The 16,846-nt window shown below is 42.7% G+C and carries 13 protein-coding genes; all 13 read right to left on the bottom strand.

Features of this window, described 5'->3' with window-relative positions:
- Nucleotides 1-125: 125 nt before the first annotated feature.
- The 13 genes from DN748_RS09680 to DN748_RS09615 all read right to left on the bottom strand — a co-directional run bounded on the left by DN748_RS09680 (nt 126) and on the right by DN748_RS09615 (nt 16,819).
- Nucleotides 126-1,592, bottom strand: a complete 1,467-nt coding sequence (locus DN748_RS09680) for a potassium/proton antiporter (RefSeq protein ID WP_112371586.1) — start codon at nt 1,590-1,592, stop codon at nt 126-128.
- A gap of 32 nt (nt 1,593-1,624) precedes the next feature.
- Nucleotides 1,625-3,052 carry an MFS transporter gene (locus tag DN748_RS09675; RefSeq protein ID WP_112371585.1) on the bottom strand — a complete coding sequence of 476 codons (1,428 nt, stop codon included), beginning with the start codon at nt 3,050-3,052 and terminating at the stop codon, nt 1,625-1,627.
- Nucleotides 3,053-3,064: 12 nt separating this feature from the next.
- Nucleotides 3,065-3,730, bottom strand: a complete 666-nt coding sequence (locus DN748_RS09670) for a VTT domain-containing protein (protein WP_112371743.1) — start codon at nt 3,728-3,730, stop codon at nt 3,065-3,067.
- A gap of 68 nt (nt 3,731-3,798) precedes the next feature.
- The gene (locus DN748_RS09665; protein WP_236636830.1) at nt 3,799-5,424 is read right to left on the bottom strand and encodes an alanine/glycine:cation symporter family protein; all 1,626 of its coding nucleotides are present in this window, start codon (nt 5,422-5,424) and stop codon (nt 3,799-3,801) included.
- A 160-nt stretch (nt 5,425-5,584) separates the two neighbouring features.
- Nucleotides 5,585-6,079: a hypothetical protein gene (locus tag DN748_RS09660; RefSeq protein ID WP_146746588.1), complete on the bottom strand. Its 495-nt coding sequence runs from the start codon at nt 6,077-6,079 to the stop codon at nt 5,585-5,587.
- 99 nt (nt 6,080-6,178) lie between these two features.
- On the bottom strand, nt 6,179-6,568 hold the full coding sequence (locus tag DN748_RS09655) for a hypothetical protein (protein WP_112371582.1): 390 nt from the start codon (nt 6,566-6,568) through the stop codon (nt 6,179-6,181).
- A 43-nt stretch (nt 6,569-6,611) separates the two neighbouring features.
- On the bottom strand, nt 6,612-7,571 hold the full coding sequence (locus DN748_RS09650; RefSeq protein ID WP_112371581.1) for a calcium/sodium antiporter: 960 nt from the start codon (nt 7,569-7,571) through the stop codon (nt 6,612-6,614).
- A 1,103-nt stretch (nt 7,572-8,674) separates the two neighbouring features.
- Nucleotides 8,675-9,586, bottom strand: coding sequence for a helix-turn-helix domain-containing protein (locus DN748_RS09640; protein ID WP_112371579.1), 912 nt, complete (start codon nt 9,584-9,586; stop codon nt 8,675-8,677).
- 11 nt (nt 9,587-9,597) lie between these two features.
- A complete protein-coding gene (locus DN748_RS09635; RefSeq protein ID WP_236636829.1) occupies nt 9,598-10,431 on the bottom strand; it encodes an SDR family NAD(P)-dependent oxidoreductase in 834 nt (277 codons plus the stop codon).
- Between the two features lie 187 nt (nt 10,432-10,618).
- Nucleotides 10,619-13,129, bottom strand: a complete 2,511-nt coding sequence (locus DN748_RS09630) for a cation-translocating P-type ATPase (RefSeq protein ID WP_112371578.1) — start codon at nt 13,127-13,129, stop codon at nt 10,619-10,621.
- Between the two features lie 28 nt (nt 13,130-13,157).
- Entirely contained in the window at nt 13,158-14,582 is a 1,425-nt protein-coding gene (cls, locus tag DN748_RS09625) for a cardiolipin synthase (RefSeq protein ID WP_236636828.1), read from the bottom strand.
- Between the two features lie 10 nt (nt 14,583-14,592).
- Nucleotides 14,593-15,966, bottom strand: coding sequence for an MBL fold metallo-hydrolase RNA specificity domain-containing protein (locus DN748_RS09620; RefSeq protein WP_112371577.1), 1,374 nt, complete (start codon nt 15,964-15,966; stop codon nt 14,593-14,595).
- Nucleotides 15,950-16,819, bottom strand: a complete 870-nt coding sequence (locus DN748_RS09615; RefSeq protein ID WP_112371576.1) for a restriction endonuclease — start codon at nt 16,817-16,819, stop codon at nt 15,950-15,952. Before DN748_RS09615 ends, DN748_RS09620 begins: the two co-directional genes overlap by 17 nt.
- Nucleotides 16,820-16,846 lie beyond the last annotated feature (27 nt).

The raw sequence follows: 16,846 nt of genomic DNA, 5'->3' as shown, positions 1-16,846 counted from the left end.
TTTTCCTGGTAATTTAAAAGCAATTTTCATCATAAAAACACCGTATTTAACACACTACCTTTGCTGAAATTTTCAATAACTAATGAATCTATTTATCATCTTACCACGAGAACTGCATTCCTTTATTAATGTTTATCCTGAAACAAATCGGATACCGTATTCAACGACGTCTTATTTTCGGCCAATACAACAAGGATATCCCCAACTTTAAGGATGGTACTGCCATCGGGAGTGAAGAATTTATCCTTTCTCATAATCATGGCTATAATGGTTCCTTTAGGAAAACCTATATCTACAATAGCGTGTTCTGCAAAAGGATTACCGGATTTAATTTCGATCTCTTTCATAATAGATTTCATATGTTCGTCCATCAATTCCTGGACAGACAAACGTTCTGTTTCGTTCTGTTGCCTGGATACGCCTAACCAATGTGCCACTATGGATAATGTGGTTCCCTGCATTAATACCGAGATCAGGGAAACAAAAAAAACAATATTAAAAATGAGGTCTGCCTTTTCTATGCCTGCCAGCAAGGGATAGGTGGCAAATACAATAGGAACTGCCCCCCGTAAGCCTACCCAAGAAATATACAACCGCCTTCTAAGCTTCATCTTAAAAAAAGCCAAGCTGATAAAAACCCCAACAGGGCGTGCGATAAAGATCAAAAACAAGGACACCAGAATTCCGATGCCCATAACCGGAATCATCTTCGATGGAGTAACCAAGAGTCCCAAGGTAAGAAACATGGCTATTTGCATTAACCAGGCCAATCCGTCAAACATACTCACAATAGTCTTTTTGTGAATCAGGTTCCGGTTACCGAGATACAAGCCGCAAAGATATACAGCCAGAAAACCGTTACCTCCCAAAAAATCAGTAGCAGAGAAGGTTATAAACACCAAAGCAATGACCAGGACAGGATAAAGCCCTTCGAAATCAAGCCTAATTTTATTAATGGTAATTCGACTGATATATCCGAAGACAAACCCCAGGAGCACGCCAAGAGCTATTTGCTGGAAAAACATCGGTACAATGTTCCACAGGCTTCCCGAAGGTTCCTGTACCATTCCCAGCATGGCCACGGTGAGAAAGTAAGCCATCGGATCATTACTACCGCTCTCCAGCTCCAGGGTGGGTCTTAAATTGCTTTTCAAAGCGAGATTTTTGGAACGCAATATCGAGAAGACCGCAGCGGCATCGGTTGAGGATACTATGGCTCCTAATAACAAGCCTTCGTACAAACCGAAATCTGTAAATATATACACAATGACTCCTGTGGTTACACAAGTAATAAGCACACCGAATGTAGATAACATTATGCCCTGTCCCAAAATAGGTTTAATCGTACTCCAGCGCGTGTCCAGTCCTCCTGAAAACAGAATAAAATTCAGGGCGATAATCCCCACGAACTGAGCGACCTGACTGTTTTCGAACTCAATTTTTCCGAAACCCTCGCTACCGGCAAGCATTCCTACCGACAAAAAAAGCACCAGGGTCGGAACCCCGAAACGGTACGATGTTTTACCTACAAGAATACTGATAAATAGCAGAAGAGATCCGATCAGTAAAATATTTTCTATAGTGATAGACATTTGAAAAAATAATTATTGGATTACGAATACATTCATATCACTGTCACTTCTTTGTACCGTGGCAAGATCATTTTCATCATTGTCCAGGCCAGCAGGTAAGCAACAGCACATATGGCAAACACGATAAAATACCCGGCTTCCTCTCCTTTAAATCCCATAAGCCCAAGTTGCGTTGTCCTGGAATAATCGAAAAGGACCCCGGACCCCTTATTGATCAGAAAAGAACCGACTCCACCGGCCATGCCTCCGATCCCCGTTACCGTAGCAATAGCTTTTCTGGGAAACAGATCACCGACAATGGAAAATATATTTGCGGACCAGGACTGATGTGCAGCACCGGCAATTCCTATGATCACCACCGGAATCCAGTAACTGATGTGCCCGAGTGGCTGTGCAAACAAAGTGAGTAGAGGAAACAGCGCAAATATAAACATGGACTTCAGACGCGCCTTATAAGGATGTATCCCTGTGGAAACAAAATAGCCGGGTAGCCATCCTCCTATTATGGATAATAGTGTTATACTGTACAATACGAAAAGAGGAACCGCAGCTTCTGTGGTATCCATTTGGTATATAGCACTGAGATAGGCCGGTGTCCAGAACAGGAAAAACCACCACACTCCATCGGTCATCAACTTACCCACCACAAAAACCCAGGTTTGTCTGTATCCGAAATACCTTAATATGGTAGTCTTCTTATGCTCCTTCCCGATGTCTTTCTCTTCGGTGGCCTGGTCATTGTCCTGCCGGATATAACGGAGCTCATCTTCGGATATCCTATGATGTTCTTCCGGTTTTTTGTATAAAAACAGCCAGCAGCCCATCCATAAAAAACCCAGAACACCGATAATGATAAAAGACATCTCCCAGCCCCAGGCCTCAGCTATAAAAGGTACAGACAATGGTGCGGCAAGAGCGCCGACAGTAGCCCCGGCATTAAAAATACTGGTAGCCAATGCACGATCCCGTTTGGGGAAAAATTCGGCTGTAGTCTTAATAGCAGCCGGAAAATTACCTGCTTCTCCAAAAGCCAGAACAAGACGGGCGAAAATAAAAAAACTGACACTTACTGATATCACCAGGCCCGTGTTTTCTGCTATGGCAATAGATGCTCGTGCCGCCTCAAAACCAAACACCTTAGTGCCCGTAACCACAAAAGCCGTGAATATCCCGGAAAAGGCATGCAGGCAAGCACCGAGAGACCAGATCCCTATGGCCCATAAAAAACCTCGCCGGGTGTCCAGCCAATCTATCAGGCGACCGGCAAAAAGCATGCTAATCGCATAAAAAATGGAAAAAAGAGCAGTAATATTTCCGTAATCATTATTGGTCCAGTGAAACTCCGGAGCAATAAAATCTTTCCAGGTAAGAGATAATACCTGCCTGTCCAGGTAATTGATCGTCGTGGCCATAAACAGCATCGTACAAATGGTCCATCTGAAATTTGTTTTGGTTTTCATAAATTAAATTAATTACGGATTACGGTTTCCAGTTTTGGTTTTGGTTTTAAAGAAAAAATTAGTGATAAATTTGATAAACAAAGGGGTCATGGACAGTATGCTGATCAGGATGAGCACCAGGCTGTAGTGCTCCTTGACAATAGGAAGGTTTCCAAAAAAATAGCCCAGCAAAAGCAGGGATATTATCCATAATGCCCCTCCGGCCAGGTTATATACCATAAAACGTTTTTTATTCATGGAAGAAGCCCCCGCGACAAAAGGCGCATAAGTACGTATGAAGGGAACAAACCGTGCTATAATAAGTGTTTTCCCCCCGTATTTATCAAAAAAAGCCCGGGTTCTGATCAGGTGTTTTTCATTAAATATCCTGGAATCCTCTCGAAACACTTTCAATCCCAGGTAATTTCCTATCCTGTAATTAATATTATCGCCCAGAACAGCAGCAATAAATAGTAATACCATGAGGTACACCACGTTCATACTTCCTGTTGCACAAAGCATCCCGGAAGTAAACAAAAGGGAATCTCCCGGTAAGAAGGGCATAATCACCAGGCCGGTCTCCACAAAAATGATGACAAAAAGAACAAGGTACACCCATACTCCGTATTCCTCGATAATCCATATCAGATACTGATCAATATGGATGATAATATCTATAATTGTTTCTAATAAATCCATATAATAATAACCTGTCATTTAAAGAGTGTATTCAAAAAATTCCTTCACATAGCCCAAAAGCCCCTCACCTACCTGGCACGATGTCTTTTCAGGTCTTCTTTATCTACTTCAGCATCCATTGCGGACAGACGTATAGCATTCAGGTACCGGGCCAGTTCCTTCCTGACCTGTGGTGACAGGAAAAGCAGTCCGAGGATATTCGGGAACACCATGGCAAAAATCATGGCGTCCGAAAACCCGACGACAGCATCAAGACTTGACGAAGCTCCTATGATCAGAAATATCAGGAATAATACCTTATAAGTACTGTCGGAGAGCTTTCCCTTCCCGAAAAGATATTTCCAGGCTTGTAACCCGTAATACGACCAGGAAATCATGGTGGAGATGGCAAACAGGATCACGGCTATAGCCAATACGATAGAAAAATGAGGAATCGCAGCATCAAAAGCCACGGAAGTCAGGTCTACCCCTCCGATTGCTTCCCCGCTGTTATTCAGAATAACATTGCTGCTGCTGTCCAGATGACCGTAAGTAAATAACTGGTGTTTGGCATTGGTGATAATGATCACTATGGCCGTCATGGTACATATAATGACAGTATCCACGAACGGTCCCAATAGTGCTACCAATCCTTCACTGGCCGGATAGCGCGTTTTTACTGCGGAGTGTGCTATCGCCGAAGATCCGACTCCCGCTTCATTAGAGAATGCTGCCCTTTGAAACCCTACGATCAGCACCCCTATAAAACCTCCGAAAACGGCATCGGGGTCAAAAGCCCCTTCAAATATCTGTCGAGCGGCAAAGGGAATCATATCATAGTTCAACCCGATAATAACAAAACCGGCCCCAACGTAAACCAATGCCATAAACGGCACCAGTTTTTCGGTGACGGCACCGATTCTTTTAATACCTCCTATAATCACCAATCCCACTACTACGGCAAGCCCCATACCGGTATAAAGACCTGCATTGGCAGCATGCCAATCGAAAATATCGATGAGCTGTGCTGCTGCCTGGTTGGACTGAAACATGTTCCCTCCGCCAAAGGAGCCGCCAATACACATCACGGCAAATACGGCAGCTAAAAACTTTCCGAGTCTGGCCCATCCGAGCTCCTTGAATCCTGAGGAGAGATAATACATGGGGCCCCCATAGGTCTTTCCCTGTTCATCTACTTCCCGGTATTTGACTCCGAGTGTACACTCTACGAATTTGGAGGACATACCGAGTATACCGGCCAGGACCATCCAGACCGTTGCTCCCGGACCTCCCAGGGCTATGGCCACGGAAACTCCGGCTATATTCCCAAGGCCTACGGTGGCAGAGAGCGATGCCGCAAGTGCCTGAAAATGGGTGACTTCTCCTGGAACTTCTCCCTCGATCTGTATTACCCCCTTTATCTTGCCATCCTCCACTTCAAAATCACTACCGGGAGGAATATGCTGGTTGAGATGATCATATTTACCGGTGATGGTACGAAAACATGTTTTGAGGTATCTAAAATTAACCCCCTTAAAATATATCGTAAAAAACAGGGCTCCTAAAAGCAATATCATCACCACAACGGGTATTTGCTGCCCCGATAATTCAACGGGATAAAAAATTAAATCTACAATAGGTTGTGTATAACGTTTGAAGGACTCGTTGATAACCTCACCCAAACTGCTGGAAGTTTCGGCTATCGAAAAGTTCATAGACCTAAAAAATATTTCTTTCATAAATAAATCGAATTCCCGGGTTATACCTGAATTTCAGGATACCCACATTAATAATTGATATCGGAATTAGTGAAGAGCGTACAGGACTGCTCCTTCCAATGGAATACACAGCCCCTGCTCCTCCTGATAATTATCCTTATCGCTGTTTTATCTTTTGTATTTGTTTATTGATCAGGGTATTCCATTTTTCAATGGATTGTAATTCACCGATAAGCGGATAACTCACCTCATGATTGTAAAATTCCAGTACAACAGCGGTCTGTTTTACATCAGTGGCTGTAAAATGTAAGTTCAATCCTTCGATAACTAACTTATTCTTTTGTAAATACTTACTAATGTTCTCCACTTCACACTGCTCCATGACAGAAAGATCTATACACTTTGTTTCTATGTCTTCTCCGGTTTTCAACTGGAAAAAAACATGGTTGTTCTTTTCATCCATTCCTATGGCATAATTGCCACAGACCTCGTGCTGTGTGATTTCGCAGTGCTGCTGCTTCGCTGAGTTTTGAAGGGCAAGCAACAAACCTTTTTCTTTTTTTCTCCGGATATTACTGGTCCATATAAAAGGTACTGCGCAGATAAGTACACATATAATCCCGATTAGGGTTGCGCCTAAATTCATTTTCAATAATCTTTAGTATTAACAATAGAGTTCATGCGAGGTGAATATCACAACGCATTATAAACTGATTTTCAACGATATAAAATAGTTACTCTTAAAAATGAATTACCAAAAATTATGAAATGGAAAGATAAGATCAGACTTTCTATGCCTGATCAAAATGGTTTTGAAGTAATTTTGATATTGTCTGAATTCCGAGTGGAATAATAATTCGCATACCAAAGAGATAAAGCCAAAACCGGCAAAAAAAGGTTTAATGCCGGGCACAGGGTATTCGGATACCCCGGCTAACAGGGTTTCAGACGGTGGATTATGAAAATACAGCGTTTTTGATACCGAAGAAAAATAGCCAGACTGCCCGTGATCCCGGTAGGTATGCTGTTTGTCGGAAAGCAGGTGGGCGTGAACCGAAAAACCAATCCCAAAGCCATATACGCACAGGAAGAGTAAGGTACTCCCCAGTAAATAGCTGTATCTGTTTCCTGTTTTTTTCATTCGTTTTTTATAAAACTTTACCCGTTTTTATCAAAGTGCATTCTTACAACTCCTTAGTTACCAAATAAACAGTGTAGAACGTATAGAAGAGAAACAAAAGAGCGGCTTCCCAGCGATCGATCCTCTTTTTCTTCCCGGTAAGCATAAACAACAGTAGCAAAACCGTTCCGCCGATTAAGATATAGATATCCTGGTCAAACCCGGATGTATAGGCCACAGGGGTAACCAGGCTACTTACGGATAAGATCAGGAGTATGTTAAAGATATTTGAACCGATCACATTGCCTATGGCTATATCGCTGTTCTTTTTCCATGCGGCAACAACAGAGGTTACCAGTTCGGGCAGTGAGGTGCCGGCGGCAACTATGGTAAGCCCGATAATCTTTTCACTGACTCCGAGTTCCGTAGCTATGGATACACTATGGGTTACTACGAGTTTTCCACCTGCAACCAATCCCGCCAAACCGATAATAATCAATCCCAGGATCTGCCACATGGGCTTCTGTGTAGAGGTGATATGCTCCGAGGTATGGTCAGACCTGAGCTGTGTAAATACATAATATAGGAACAGCACAAACAGCACCAGCATAATAATCCCATCAATCCTGCTAAGTTGCGGCACCGAATTTTGAACATAGAAATTATTAGCCAATAACAAAAGAAGCACAGCGACGAAGAGCGAAACCGGGATCTCTCTCCATGAGGTCGATGTTTTAACCGTTATAGGCATGATCATTCCGGTAATTCCCAGAATAATAAACAGGTTAAAATTATTGCTCCCGATGATATTACCCAAAATAATATCGGAATACCCGTTCGTTGAGGCTATCAGGTTAACCACCAGTTCAGGTGCGGAAGTACCGAAAGCTATGATCGTCAAACCAATGGCCAGGTCGGAAACCCGGTATTTTTTCGCTAACAGGGAGCCCCCGTCAACCAGCCAGTTTGCGCCAAAGATCAGTAGCACAAATCCCACGGCAACCAATAAAAGAGATAAAACCATAATATAGCGTATCCAAGTAAAGAGTCTTGCCTAAATAAAAAGTGTTCCGTATAGTATTACCACACACCTTAAAACATCAGGTATGGTAGTACTCAAGATCACCAGAAATTGTGGAAGGGAAAAATAATTTTGGATTGTCGGTCGTGGAAAGCAAAACATTCAGGCACATTCGGGCTTTTTCCAAAAACAGCGCTAATAGTATTTCCATCGATAGCCAATAAAGTGGAAAGTCCATCAAATACCTTGAATTTCAAAAAAGAAAAAGAAGTGTGATAACCTCCCGAAACCGAGCTTTTAGTACGGATAAAATGATTTAGGATAGCTCCGGAATTAATTTCGGAATACAGTTCCTGTTTATCCTGGTGTACGCTTTCCGAACACCTCGAATCATCAATTTCCCCCAATGCAAGACTGCAGATGGCGGCAAGAAGAATGATTCCCGAAATTTTAATCATATCTATCACATCACAAATGTAATAAATTAAATGGCTTCTTTCCCGGATGGATATTTTATTCGCTGTTGCGGATAAAAAACTGCACTCTTTACAGATTCTCCTGCTTTTCTACTGGTAATACGTCCTGGCTCCATCTCCTTACCCGAATTATTATAACCTTTATTTTTTCAATGACGAGCTCAATAAACCAAACCCAGGAAAGGGCTGTAGTTAAAAAGACCAACGAAACTACAGCAATCAAAGAAGTGAAAAAATACCCAATCGGTACTAAGAAGCATACCAATACTTTTAAATCCTAATGGAAAAAATCCAGCATTCAGATAGAATTAAGTCTATTTTGTATTTAAATTCCAATGTTTGGAATTATTTCTCTAAATTTAGAGTACAGAAAGCGTAAAACGTTCTCGTTGATGTCTAAATTGATGTCCTATTCTTGAAAATTGGATTTTAAAATACTGGTATGAAGCGGGTTGCATCTGGGGTTCGAATCCTGCTCTCCCCACATAGAACCGTAGGGTTAATGAAGTCACCTACACTATCTACCACATTAACAGGTTCTTATACCTAAACAAAAAACGGGACAAAGAGGAAAAATTCCTTTTTGTCCCGTCAAGTGAACGATATGGTGCAAAATTCGAACCAATTAATTCAATTAAACGAAGCCCTGTATTGCAGCGGAGTTTGCTGCGTCTTTTTCCTGAACATTGTACTGAATGATTGCGGGTATTCAAATCCCAAATCGTAAGCTATTTCCTTTACGCTTAAAGTGGTAGTTGAGAGCAGTTCCTTAGCTCTGGCGATTACAAATTCCTGAATATATGTTTGAGCATTTTTGCCTGTAACATTCTTCAATAGATCACTCAAATAACTGGGAGTTACATTGAGCTTTTCAGCAAAAAACTGAACGGTTGGTAATCCCGAAAGTGTGGCATCGCTATTTAGATACGTATCAATCAATTCTTCCATTTTAGCCACTAAATCATTATTTACAGCGTTTCGTGTAAGAAACTGTCTATTATGAAAACGCTTTGCATAACGAAGAAGCAGATCAATATGTGAAACAATTAGCTCCTGACTATAATGGTCAATATTGTTTTTTAGTTCATCCTGCATTTGATGCATAAGAGACATAACTACGCTGTCTTCTTTTTCAGAAAGGTGAAGAGCTTCCGAAGTGGAATAGGAGAAGAACCCATAATTATTAATGAGCTTTCCCAATTCATAATGCCGAATTAGGTCGGGTTTAAAGATGAGCATATACCCTGATACAGGGTCATCTGTAGGATCCGTGACAGAAAAAACTTGACCTGGTTTTGTAAAACTCATAACTCCCTCGTCGAAATCATAAGTGCCTTGTCCGTATTTAAACTTTCCCGAAGACCCTTTTTTACAGGCAACGCAATAGAAATTGTAGAAAAAGCTGCTCCAAATCTTGTTATTATCAAATTTCAGAAGTTCAAAGTCGATCACACTTATCAACGGATGATCCGGCTTTGTCAGACCGAATAAATGGTGAAGTTCGGAAATAGATTCAATGCTATATGGAGCCGCTTTTTTCATACTATAATTATTTAAAAATCAGTAGATAAAGATAAGGATTTCCATTTTTCCATTTCTTCCTTTTCATTTTTACGAACTTCTATAATAGCATTGTAGCTATCAGAACCTAATGGAAGATGCAATGGCGGATTAGATAGTTCAGTAATTTTGAGTATTACTTCTGCTAATTTTTTAGGATCACCTAATTGTTTACCGTTAAACCCCGTAAACTGTTCAACCTGTTTATCTAAATTATAGGCGTCAATTCTATTTTTCGCAACATTCAGACTGTCCTCATTCATAAAATTTGTACGAAATGTTCCCGGTGCAAGAATGGTTACTTTTATGCCGAAAGGAGCGACTTCCTGAGCAAGTGCTTCTGATAGTCCAATAACCGCATATTTAGATGCACTATAGCTTCCGTTAGCGGGATAACTCATATAACCCATCATAGACGCAGTATTGATGATATGCCCCGATTTTTGCTTGCGTAAATGTGGGAGGACATTTCTAATAATATTGGTCATCGCAAAAACATTGACATTCATCGTTTTTCTAAACTCGGTATCACTTAGTTCTTCGATATTTCCCAATAGGTTATAACCTGCGTTATTAACTACAATATCTATTTTACCGAATTTCTCTATGCCTTTAGAAATAACGCTTTCAATGGCTGTTTCATTCGTGATGTCCAACTTTACAGGTAGTAGATTATCCTTATAATCCACAATTTTTTCTAAAAGCGTTTCCGTATTTCTGGAGGTTGCAATTACTTTCCCTCCATTATTTAATACCGCTTTTGTAATTTCAAGCCCCATTCCTTTAGAGGCTCCGGTAATCAACCAAACTTTCTGTGTACTCATCATATTTGTTTTTTACAAAACTATAGTGTACATAGAGTTACAAAGTTTTCAAATCAAGGATAAACGTATTCAAATAGAAGGTTCCAGTTGATTGTATTATTACCGCTAACCAGTTACCTGGGGTTTGAATCCTGCTCTCTAAACAACAGATCACCCGAAATTTTCTGTAAACCGACAATAAGAAGTTCCCTTAACCCGTTCTATTGATCCTTTTTAACAACTTATAGATCTCAAACCATAACACTGATATGACCGCTATCAGAAAACTTACAGCGATTTCGGTAAGGCTCAACCCTGTTACTTTAAAAAACAAGGAAACCGGTTTGACATACAGGATTGTAAAAAGCATAAGCAGCACCAGAAAAGTAATTCCGGCAAGCAGGGAATTTCGGTTTTTAAAACTGTCGAAGACACTGTAGAAAAAGGAACGGTTGGTGAAACTCAAAAAAATATTTGCCAAAATCAGGGTACAGAAAACCATAGCCCTTGTTTTTTCCTCACTGCCGCCATTCTGAAAAGCAAATTGATAGGCCAGCAGCACTCCGGCAGTAATTATTATTCCCTGAATAATACTGATGGTTAATTCCTTAAAGCTTAAAAACGTATGAGATATTTTCCTGGGAGGTTGCTGCATTACATTTTTTTCAATGGGTTCATTCTCATACACAATGGAACAGGTCGGCCCCATGACCAGCTCGAGAAATATGACATGGACCGGCGTAAATATCTGTGGAAAGGCCCACCCCAGGAACAAGGGTAAGGAAACGGTGAGAATAACCGGAATATGAATGGAAATAATATACTGTATGGCTTTTTTTAAATTCAAATAAATCCTCCTCCCGGCGGCAATTCCCGTGATAAGCTTTCCCAGGTCATCGTTAGTGATCACCAACCCTGCCGCAGATTTGGCTATATCGGTACCTTTATTTCCCATGGCAACACCTATGTGGGCCGCCTTTAAGGCCGGGCCGTCATTTACCCCATCACCCAGCATGGCAACCTCTTCGCCCCTTTTCTTCAAGGCATGAATAACAGCAACTTTGGCATCGGGAAACATCCTTGTAAACAAGGTATTATGTGCTACAACTTCTACCAATTCTTTCTCTTCGTATGTCATTATTTCCGTACCGTTTACGGCAGTATCCGTTTGCCTGATCCCCGCAAGTGATGCAATTGCTTTTGTAGTATCCGCATTATCACCTGTAATTACCTTGACCTTAATTCCCGCTTCATAAATGTGCTGAAAAACTTCCTTAATTCCCTTTTTAGGAGGGTCGTAAAAGACCGTCAATCCCAAAAAATCAAACCTGAATTCCTGTTGCCTGGTAGGAAAATCACTTCCCTCAAACTGGCATCCGGCCACTCCCAGAACGCGGTATCCCTCGTGTCCGAACTTTTCAGTGAGGGTCTGTATCCTGCTTTTCTCACTCTCCGGAAGCGTACAAACCTTCAGAATAGCCTCGGGCGCACCCTTGGCAGCAATGATCCGCTCTTTATTGTGATTTTCAAAGAGATGAGTCATCATGGGAGGTCTTCCTTCCAGCGGGTATTCGTGAAATAACCGATAACTCTTTCTCAGGTCATGAGGCTGTGTCTCCTCATAAATGCGGTGCAGTGTTCTCTCCATGGGATCAAACGGGACAGGTTCACTGCTCCACATGGCATAACTGATCAATAAAGACAGCCGGCTATCGGCAAATTCATCCCTGTCAAATGTTTTGTCGGACCGGTATTCATAGAAATATTCCAGCTGCATGGAGTTCTCGGTAATCGTACCGGTCTTATCAGTACAAATAACAGTGGTACTCCCCAGGGTTTCTACAATGCTGCTGCGTTTAACAATGATCCCTTCCCTCATGAGCTTCCATGCACCCAGTGCCATGAAAGTCGTAAAAGCGACCGGTATTTCTTCAGGAAGCACCGACATGGCCAGGGTGAGCCCGTTCAACAGGCTGTCCACAAAATTCCCCGTATTGTAAAAACTGACAACACACACCAACAGAAAAATAATGATTCCCACTATAGCCATCATCCTTACAAACCTGCCTATTTGAACCTGAAGGGGTGATTTTTCTTCCCGGATATTTAAAACAGATAAGCCTATCTTTCCCATACGGGTGGCTTCTCCTATCCTTTCTACTTTAAAAACAGCTAAACCGGAAACGGCAATGGTGCCGCTGTAAATATAATTATCGACGGAGTCCTTATCTTTGAAGATCGAAAAGCTTTCTCCCGTCAGTGCAGATTCATTCACAGAAAAATCATTGCTGTGCAAGATGCTTCCATCCGCATTGATCATTTCTCCCTCTTCGGTTATACACAGATCGCCAACAGCTATTTCCCGGGTCGGGATTTGTTTTACCTGTGAATTGCGAATGACCTTGCTGAGCGGTTCATTAAGTTTTTTCAATGCCTCCAATGCTTTCCTGCTCCGGTTGTTCTGGTACAATGAAATCCCGGAAACAGCTATAAGGGCTACGAACATAAAGACCGCTTCTCCATAGTTCCCCGTTGCAACATAAATAACGGCAATGAAAATGAGGAGGATCAACATGGGTTCTTTTAAAATGTCCAGAAGCACATCTGCTGAGGTAGCTTTGTGCGCCTTACGGATCTCATTAAAACCAAATTTTTCCCGGGATGTTCTCAGCTCTTCTTCAGTCAGGCCCCTGAGGTCTTCGGGAATATTGAATGGTGACATATAATAGTTTTTCGGGTATTTTATTCGATTATAACAGGGGACTGAATATCCTCGCAATGCCCTCCAGCAGTTTATGGATTAACGGCCTTTTCACAAATTCGCTCAGGACCAGTTTATCAGCCTCCCGGCAGTCCTGTTCAAAATCTTCCCTGAGGGTTACCGCTATGGCAGTATCGAAAATCAGGGTATTCAGTTCAAAATTCTGGTCAAAACTCCGGTTGTCAAAGTTACCGGAACCTACCGAGGATATTTCATCGTCAATAATGATCATTTTGCTGTGCAGGAATTTTACAGGATGTTCGAAGATCATAACCCCGGCAGACAGCAATTCCTCAAAATAAGAGAACATGCCGTACCTTACTACCGACCTGTCCGATTTTTTCGGGACCAGGAGCTTTACCTCCACGCCACTCAGGGCTGCCATTTTCAGATTTTCCAGGATCGTAATACTGGGAATAAAATAGGGATTTGCTATACAGATATATTTTTCAGCGTGGTTGATCAGGGTGGCATACTGGTACATAATAGAAGCGTAATCGGAATCCGGTCCTCCGGATACGATCTGCGCCGTGGTATGTCCTTCCTCTTTGTTTTCAGGAAAATATTCCGGCTGCCATAGATTTTCCCCGTTACTGGCAAAATAATAATCTTTTATAAACACCCGGTGCAGACTTTCCGTAACAGGACCGCGGAGACAGAGGTGCATGTCATCCCATATACCTGAATTTTCAGACGGTTTGATATATTTATCTGAAATATTGACCCCCCCGGTAAAACCTGTCTTTCCGTCAATAACAATGATCTTCCTGTGATTTCTGTAGTTTATGGTAAAGAGAATACTCCCGAACCGCAGTGGCATGGCAGCATAGACTTTTACCCCGATCTCCCTGAAACGCTTTATATGTTTTCTGCCCAGGAAAAAACTCCCTATGGCATCATAAATAACACGTATTTCCACCCCTTCCCTTATCTTTTCCGCAAACAAGCGGTAAAGTCTTTCCATTAGCTCGCCCTCCTCTATGATATAGAACTGTATATGGATGAATTTCTCCGCCCTCTCCAGGGCGGCAAAAATGGCTTCCATGGTCTTCCGCCCGTCATCCAGGATGATAATTTTATTTCCCGTATCGGGAAAAGTACCCGTACTGTTTGCTATCAGGGAGGCAATCTTTTTCTGCTGTTCAGAACCGGATTGTATGGAAAGCGGAGGAGCAGCTTCGGAGTGAAGTAATGCGTATTCCCTCATTTCATCAATCTTTTTAAGCTTAAAGAACTTGATCTTTCTCCGGTTTATTCCAAAAAAGACATACAAAAGAACCCCTGCGAAAGGCAGGGCTGTGATCACCAGTAACCAGCTCAACGACTTGGATGGCCTGGACCCGAAAAGTATAAGGGACACCAGGGCGGTGAGCGTAATTGTAATATAAAAAACAAAAATTACCGTTGCCATCATCCGAAAGTTATTAAAGCCATAAGGTTATACTACCGTTGTATTCCGGAATACAGTTATCCCAGGAATACCTCTCTTTAATCTTTTCTCCGAAAATACGGGCGCTTTCCGGTTCTCCGTGGATCAGGAAGACCTTTTCCGGGACACCCCTGATTTCAGAAAGCCAGTCCAGTAATTCTCTCTGGTCTGCGTGGGCGGAAAGAGAATCCAGGCATTCTATTCTGGCGCGCACCGGATAATATTTCCCGAAAAACTTAATCTCCCCTGCCCCTTCCTTTAAATCTCTTCCCCGGGTACCTTCGGCCTGAAAACCGACCAGAAGTACGGTTGTATTTTCCTCATCTATCAACTGACTCAAATAGGTAAGCACCCTGCCCCCGGATACCATACCGCTTCCGGCGATAACTATTTTGGGCTGTGCATTGTCTATTACATTCCAGGTTTCCCTGTACGAAGCGACGATCTCTACATGGTTCAACGCCGCCCTGAATTCCTCCTGTTTTACCTTCTGCCAGTCCGGATAATCTGAAAAGACCTGTAACACCTGCTCTCCCATAGGGCTGTCTATAAATACCGGGATATGTGGTATCCTGTTTTTTTTATACATCTTCCACAAGAGGTATATCAGCACCTGCGCCCTTTCAACTGCAAAGCTGGGAATAATCAGGTTTCCCCTTTTATGTATGGCTTCCCTGATCAGCTGTGCCAATACCTCCTGAACATCTTCCCCGGGATGGATTCTGTCACCGTATGTAGATTCCACAAACAAATATTCCGCCCGTTCCGGTTTCACGGGATCGAATAAAAGCGGGTCTCCCGGCCTGCCGATATCTCCGGAAAATACAAACCGCTTGCCATAAATATCCATTTCGATAAACACCGCCCCCAGAATATGTCCGTTATACCGGAAACGGAAAGAAATATCTGCCGACAGGGACGTCCACCGGTCGCGGGGCAGTGCTTCTGTATACTGCAAGGTTTGGTCCACATCGTCTCCGGTGTATAACGGCAGGGCCGGATGATGCCGGGAAAACCCTTCCTTATTGGCGCGTTCGGCATCTTCTTCCTGTATTTTGGCACTGTCCCTTAATACGATCCCGGCGATGGCCAGTGTAGGCGCTGTCCCGTATATCTTTCCTTCAAACCCCTGTTTTACCAGCCTGGGCAAATATCCTACGTGATCCAGATGACCATGAGTTAAAAGTACAACATCCAGTGCTGTCACATCAAAGGCCATGTCTTTCCAGTTCTGTTCCCGCCATTCTTTTGCTCCCTGGAATAACCCGCAGTCGATCAGAACCTTCTGGTACGGAGTCTCTATCAGGAATTTAGAACCCGTAACCGTCCCGGAGGCTCCGAGAAAATATATTTTAACCTTTTTTTTCACGTAGATAATTTTCTGAACTGCATAACTGGCCTATCTCCTCAAGTATTCTGGTCTTCCTTTTTTCGGAGACACCAATATGGTCGAGCATAAAGGGTTCTTCGCATAAATCCCGGCAAAGCACGATACCTTTATCCAGTAAAAATTGTTTTTCCCGCTTTGTCATCAGCGTAGAAGACGTTACGGGATGCAGCCCGAGCCGGTCTATCCTTTCCTTCAGGCTGTCTCCTTCGGGATGGTCCCAGCTCAACAGGTAAAGTCCGGCACACCTACCGTATTTCCGGGCATCGGAGGTAAACCGGGTATTGGTCACCACCCAGGGTTCCGACAGATTATTCCCGTAGTTTTTCTTCCATGCACTGCTTATATCCAGGAACCTGGAATGGATATACAAAGGTATTTTGACATCGCATTTCCTCCCCTGTTCACTGTGAAATTTACACTCCACAAGAGTTATTATTCCGTTTTTCCTTGCAAATACATCTATCTCATGGTCTACACAGGTTCCCGGAACCACCTTTCCCGTTTCCTTCTCATAGCCCGAATATTGCAATACACTCCCCACAAACTTTTCAAAAGGAAAGCCTGTAGGTCCCAGTTCGAAGATCGCCTTTTTGAGCTTATATCTGGAGGCAAAGACGGGCGTATCTTTCCGGAGCATCGCAAAAGCCCGGTTGTATATTTCCCTGGTGGAAATACCGGGGTAAAGTTCGTTGCGCACGGTCCGGATGATCTGTTCTATAAGCGGGTCTCCCGCTCCGGTATGTTTCAGGGAGGCGCGGAGTTTTCCATAGGAAAAGGCAGCCTGCTCACCCGAGGCTTTTATAATCGTAAACGGGGAATCATCATTCATCATTCCGCCCGGGTATTTGTTGTCATTCCT

This window comes from Sinomicrobium soli, from assembly GCF_003285545.1.
In the GTDB taxonomy this organism is placed as follows: domain Bacteria; phylum Bacteroidota; class Bacteroidia; order Flavobacteriales; family Flavobacteriaceae; genus Sinomicrobium.
The sequence above is the reverse complement of the archived record's forward strand: the minus strand, read 5'-3'. Positions and strand labels throughout refer to the sequence as shown.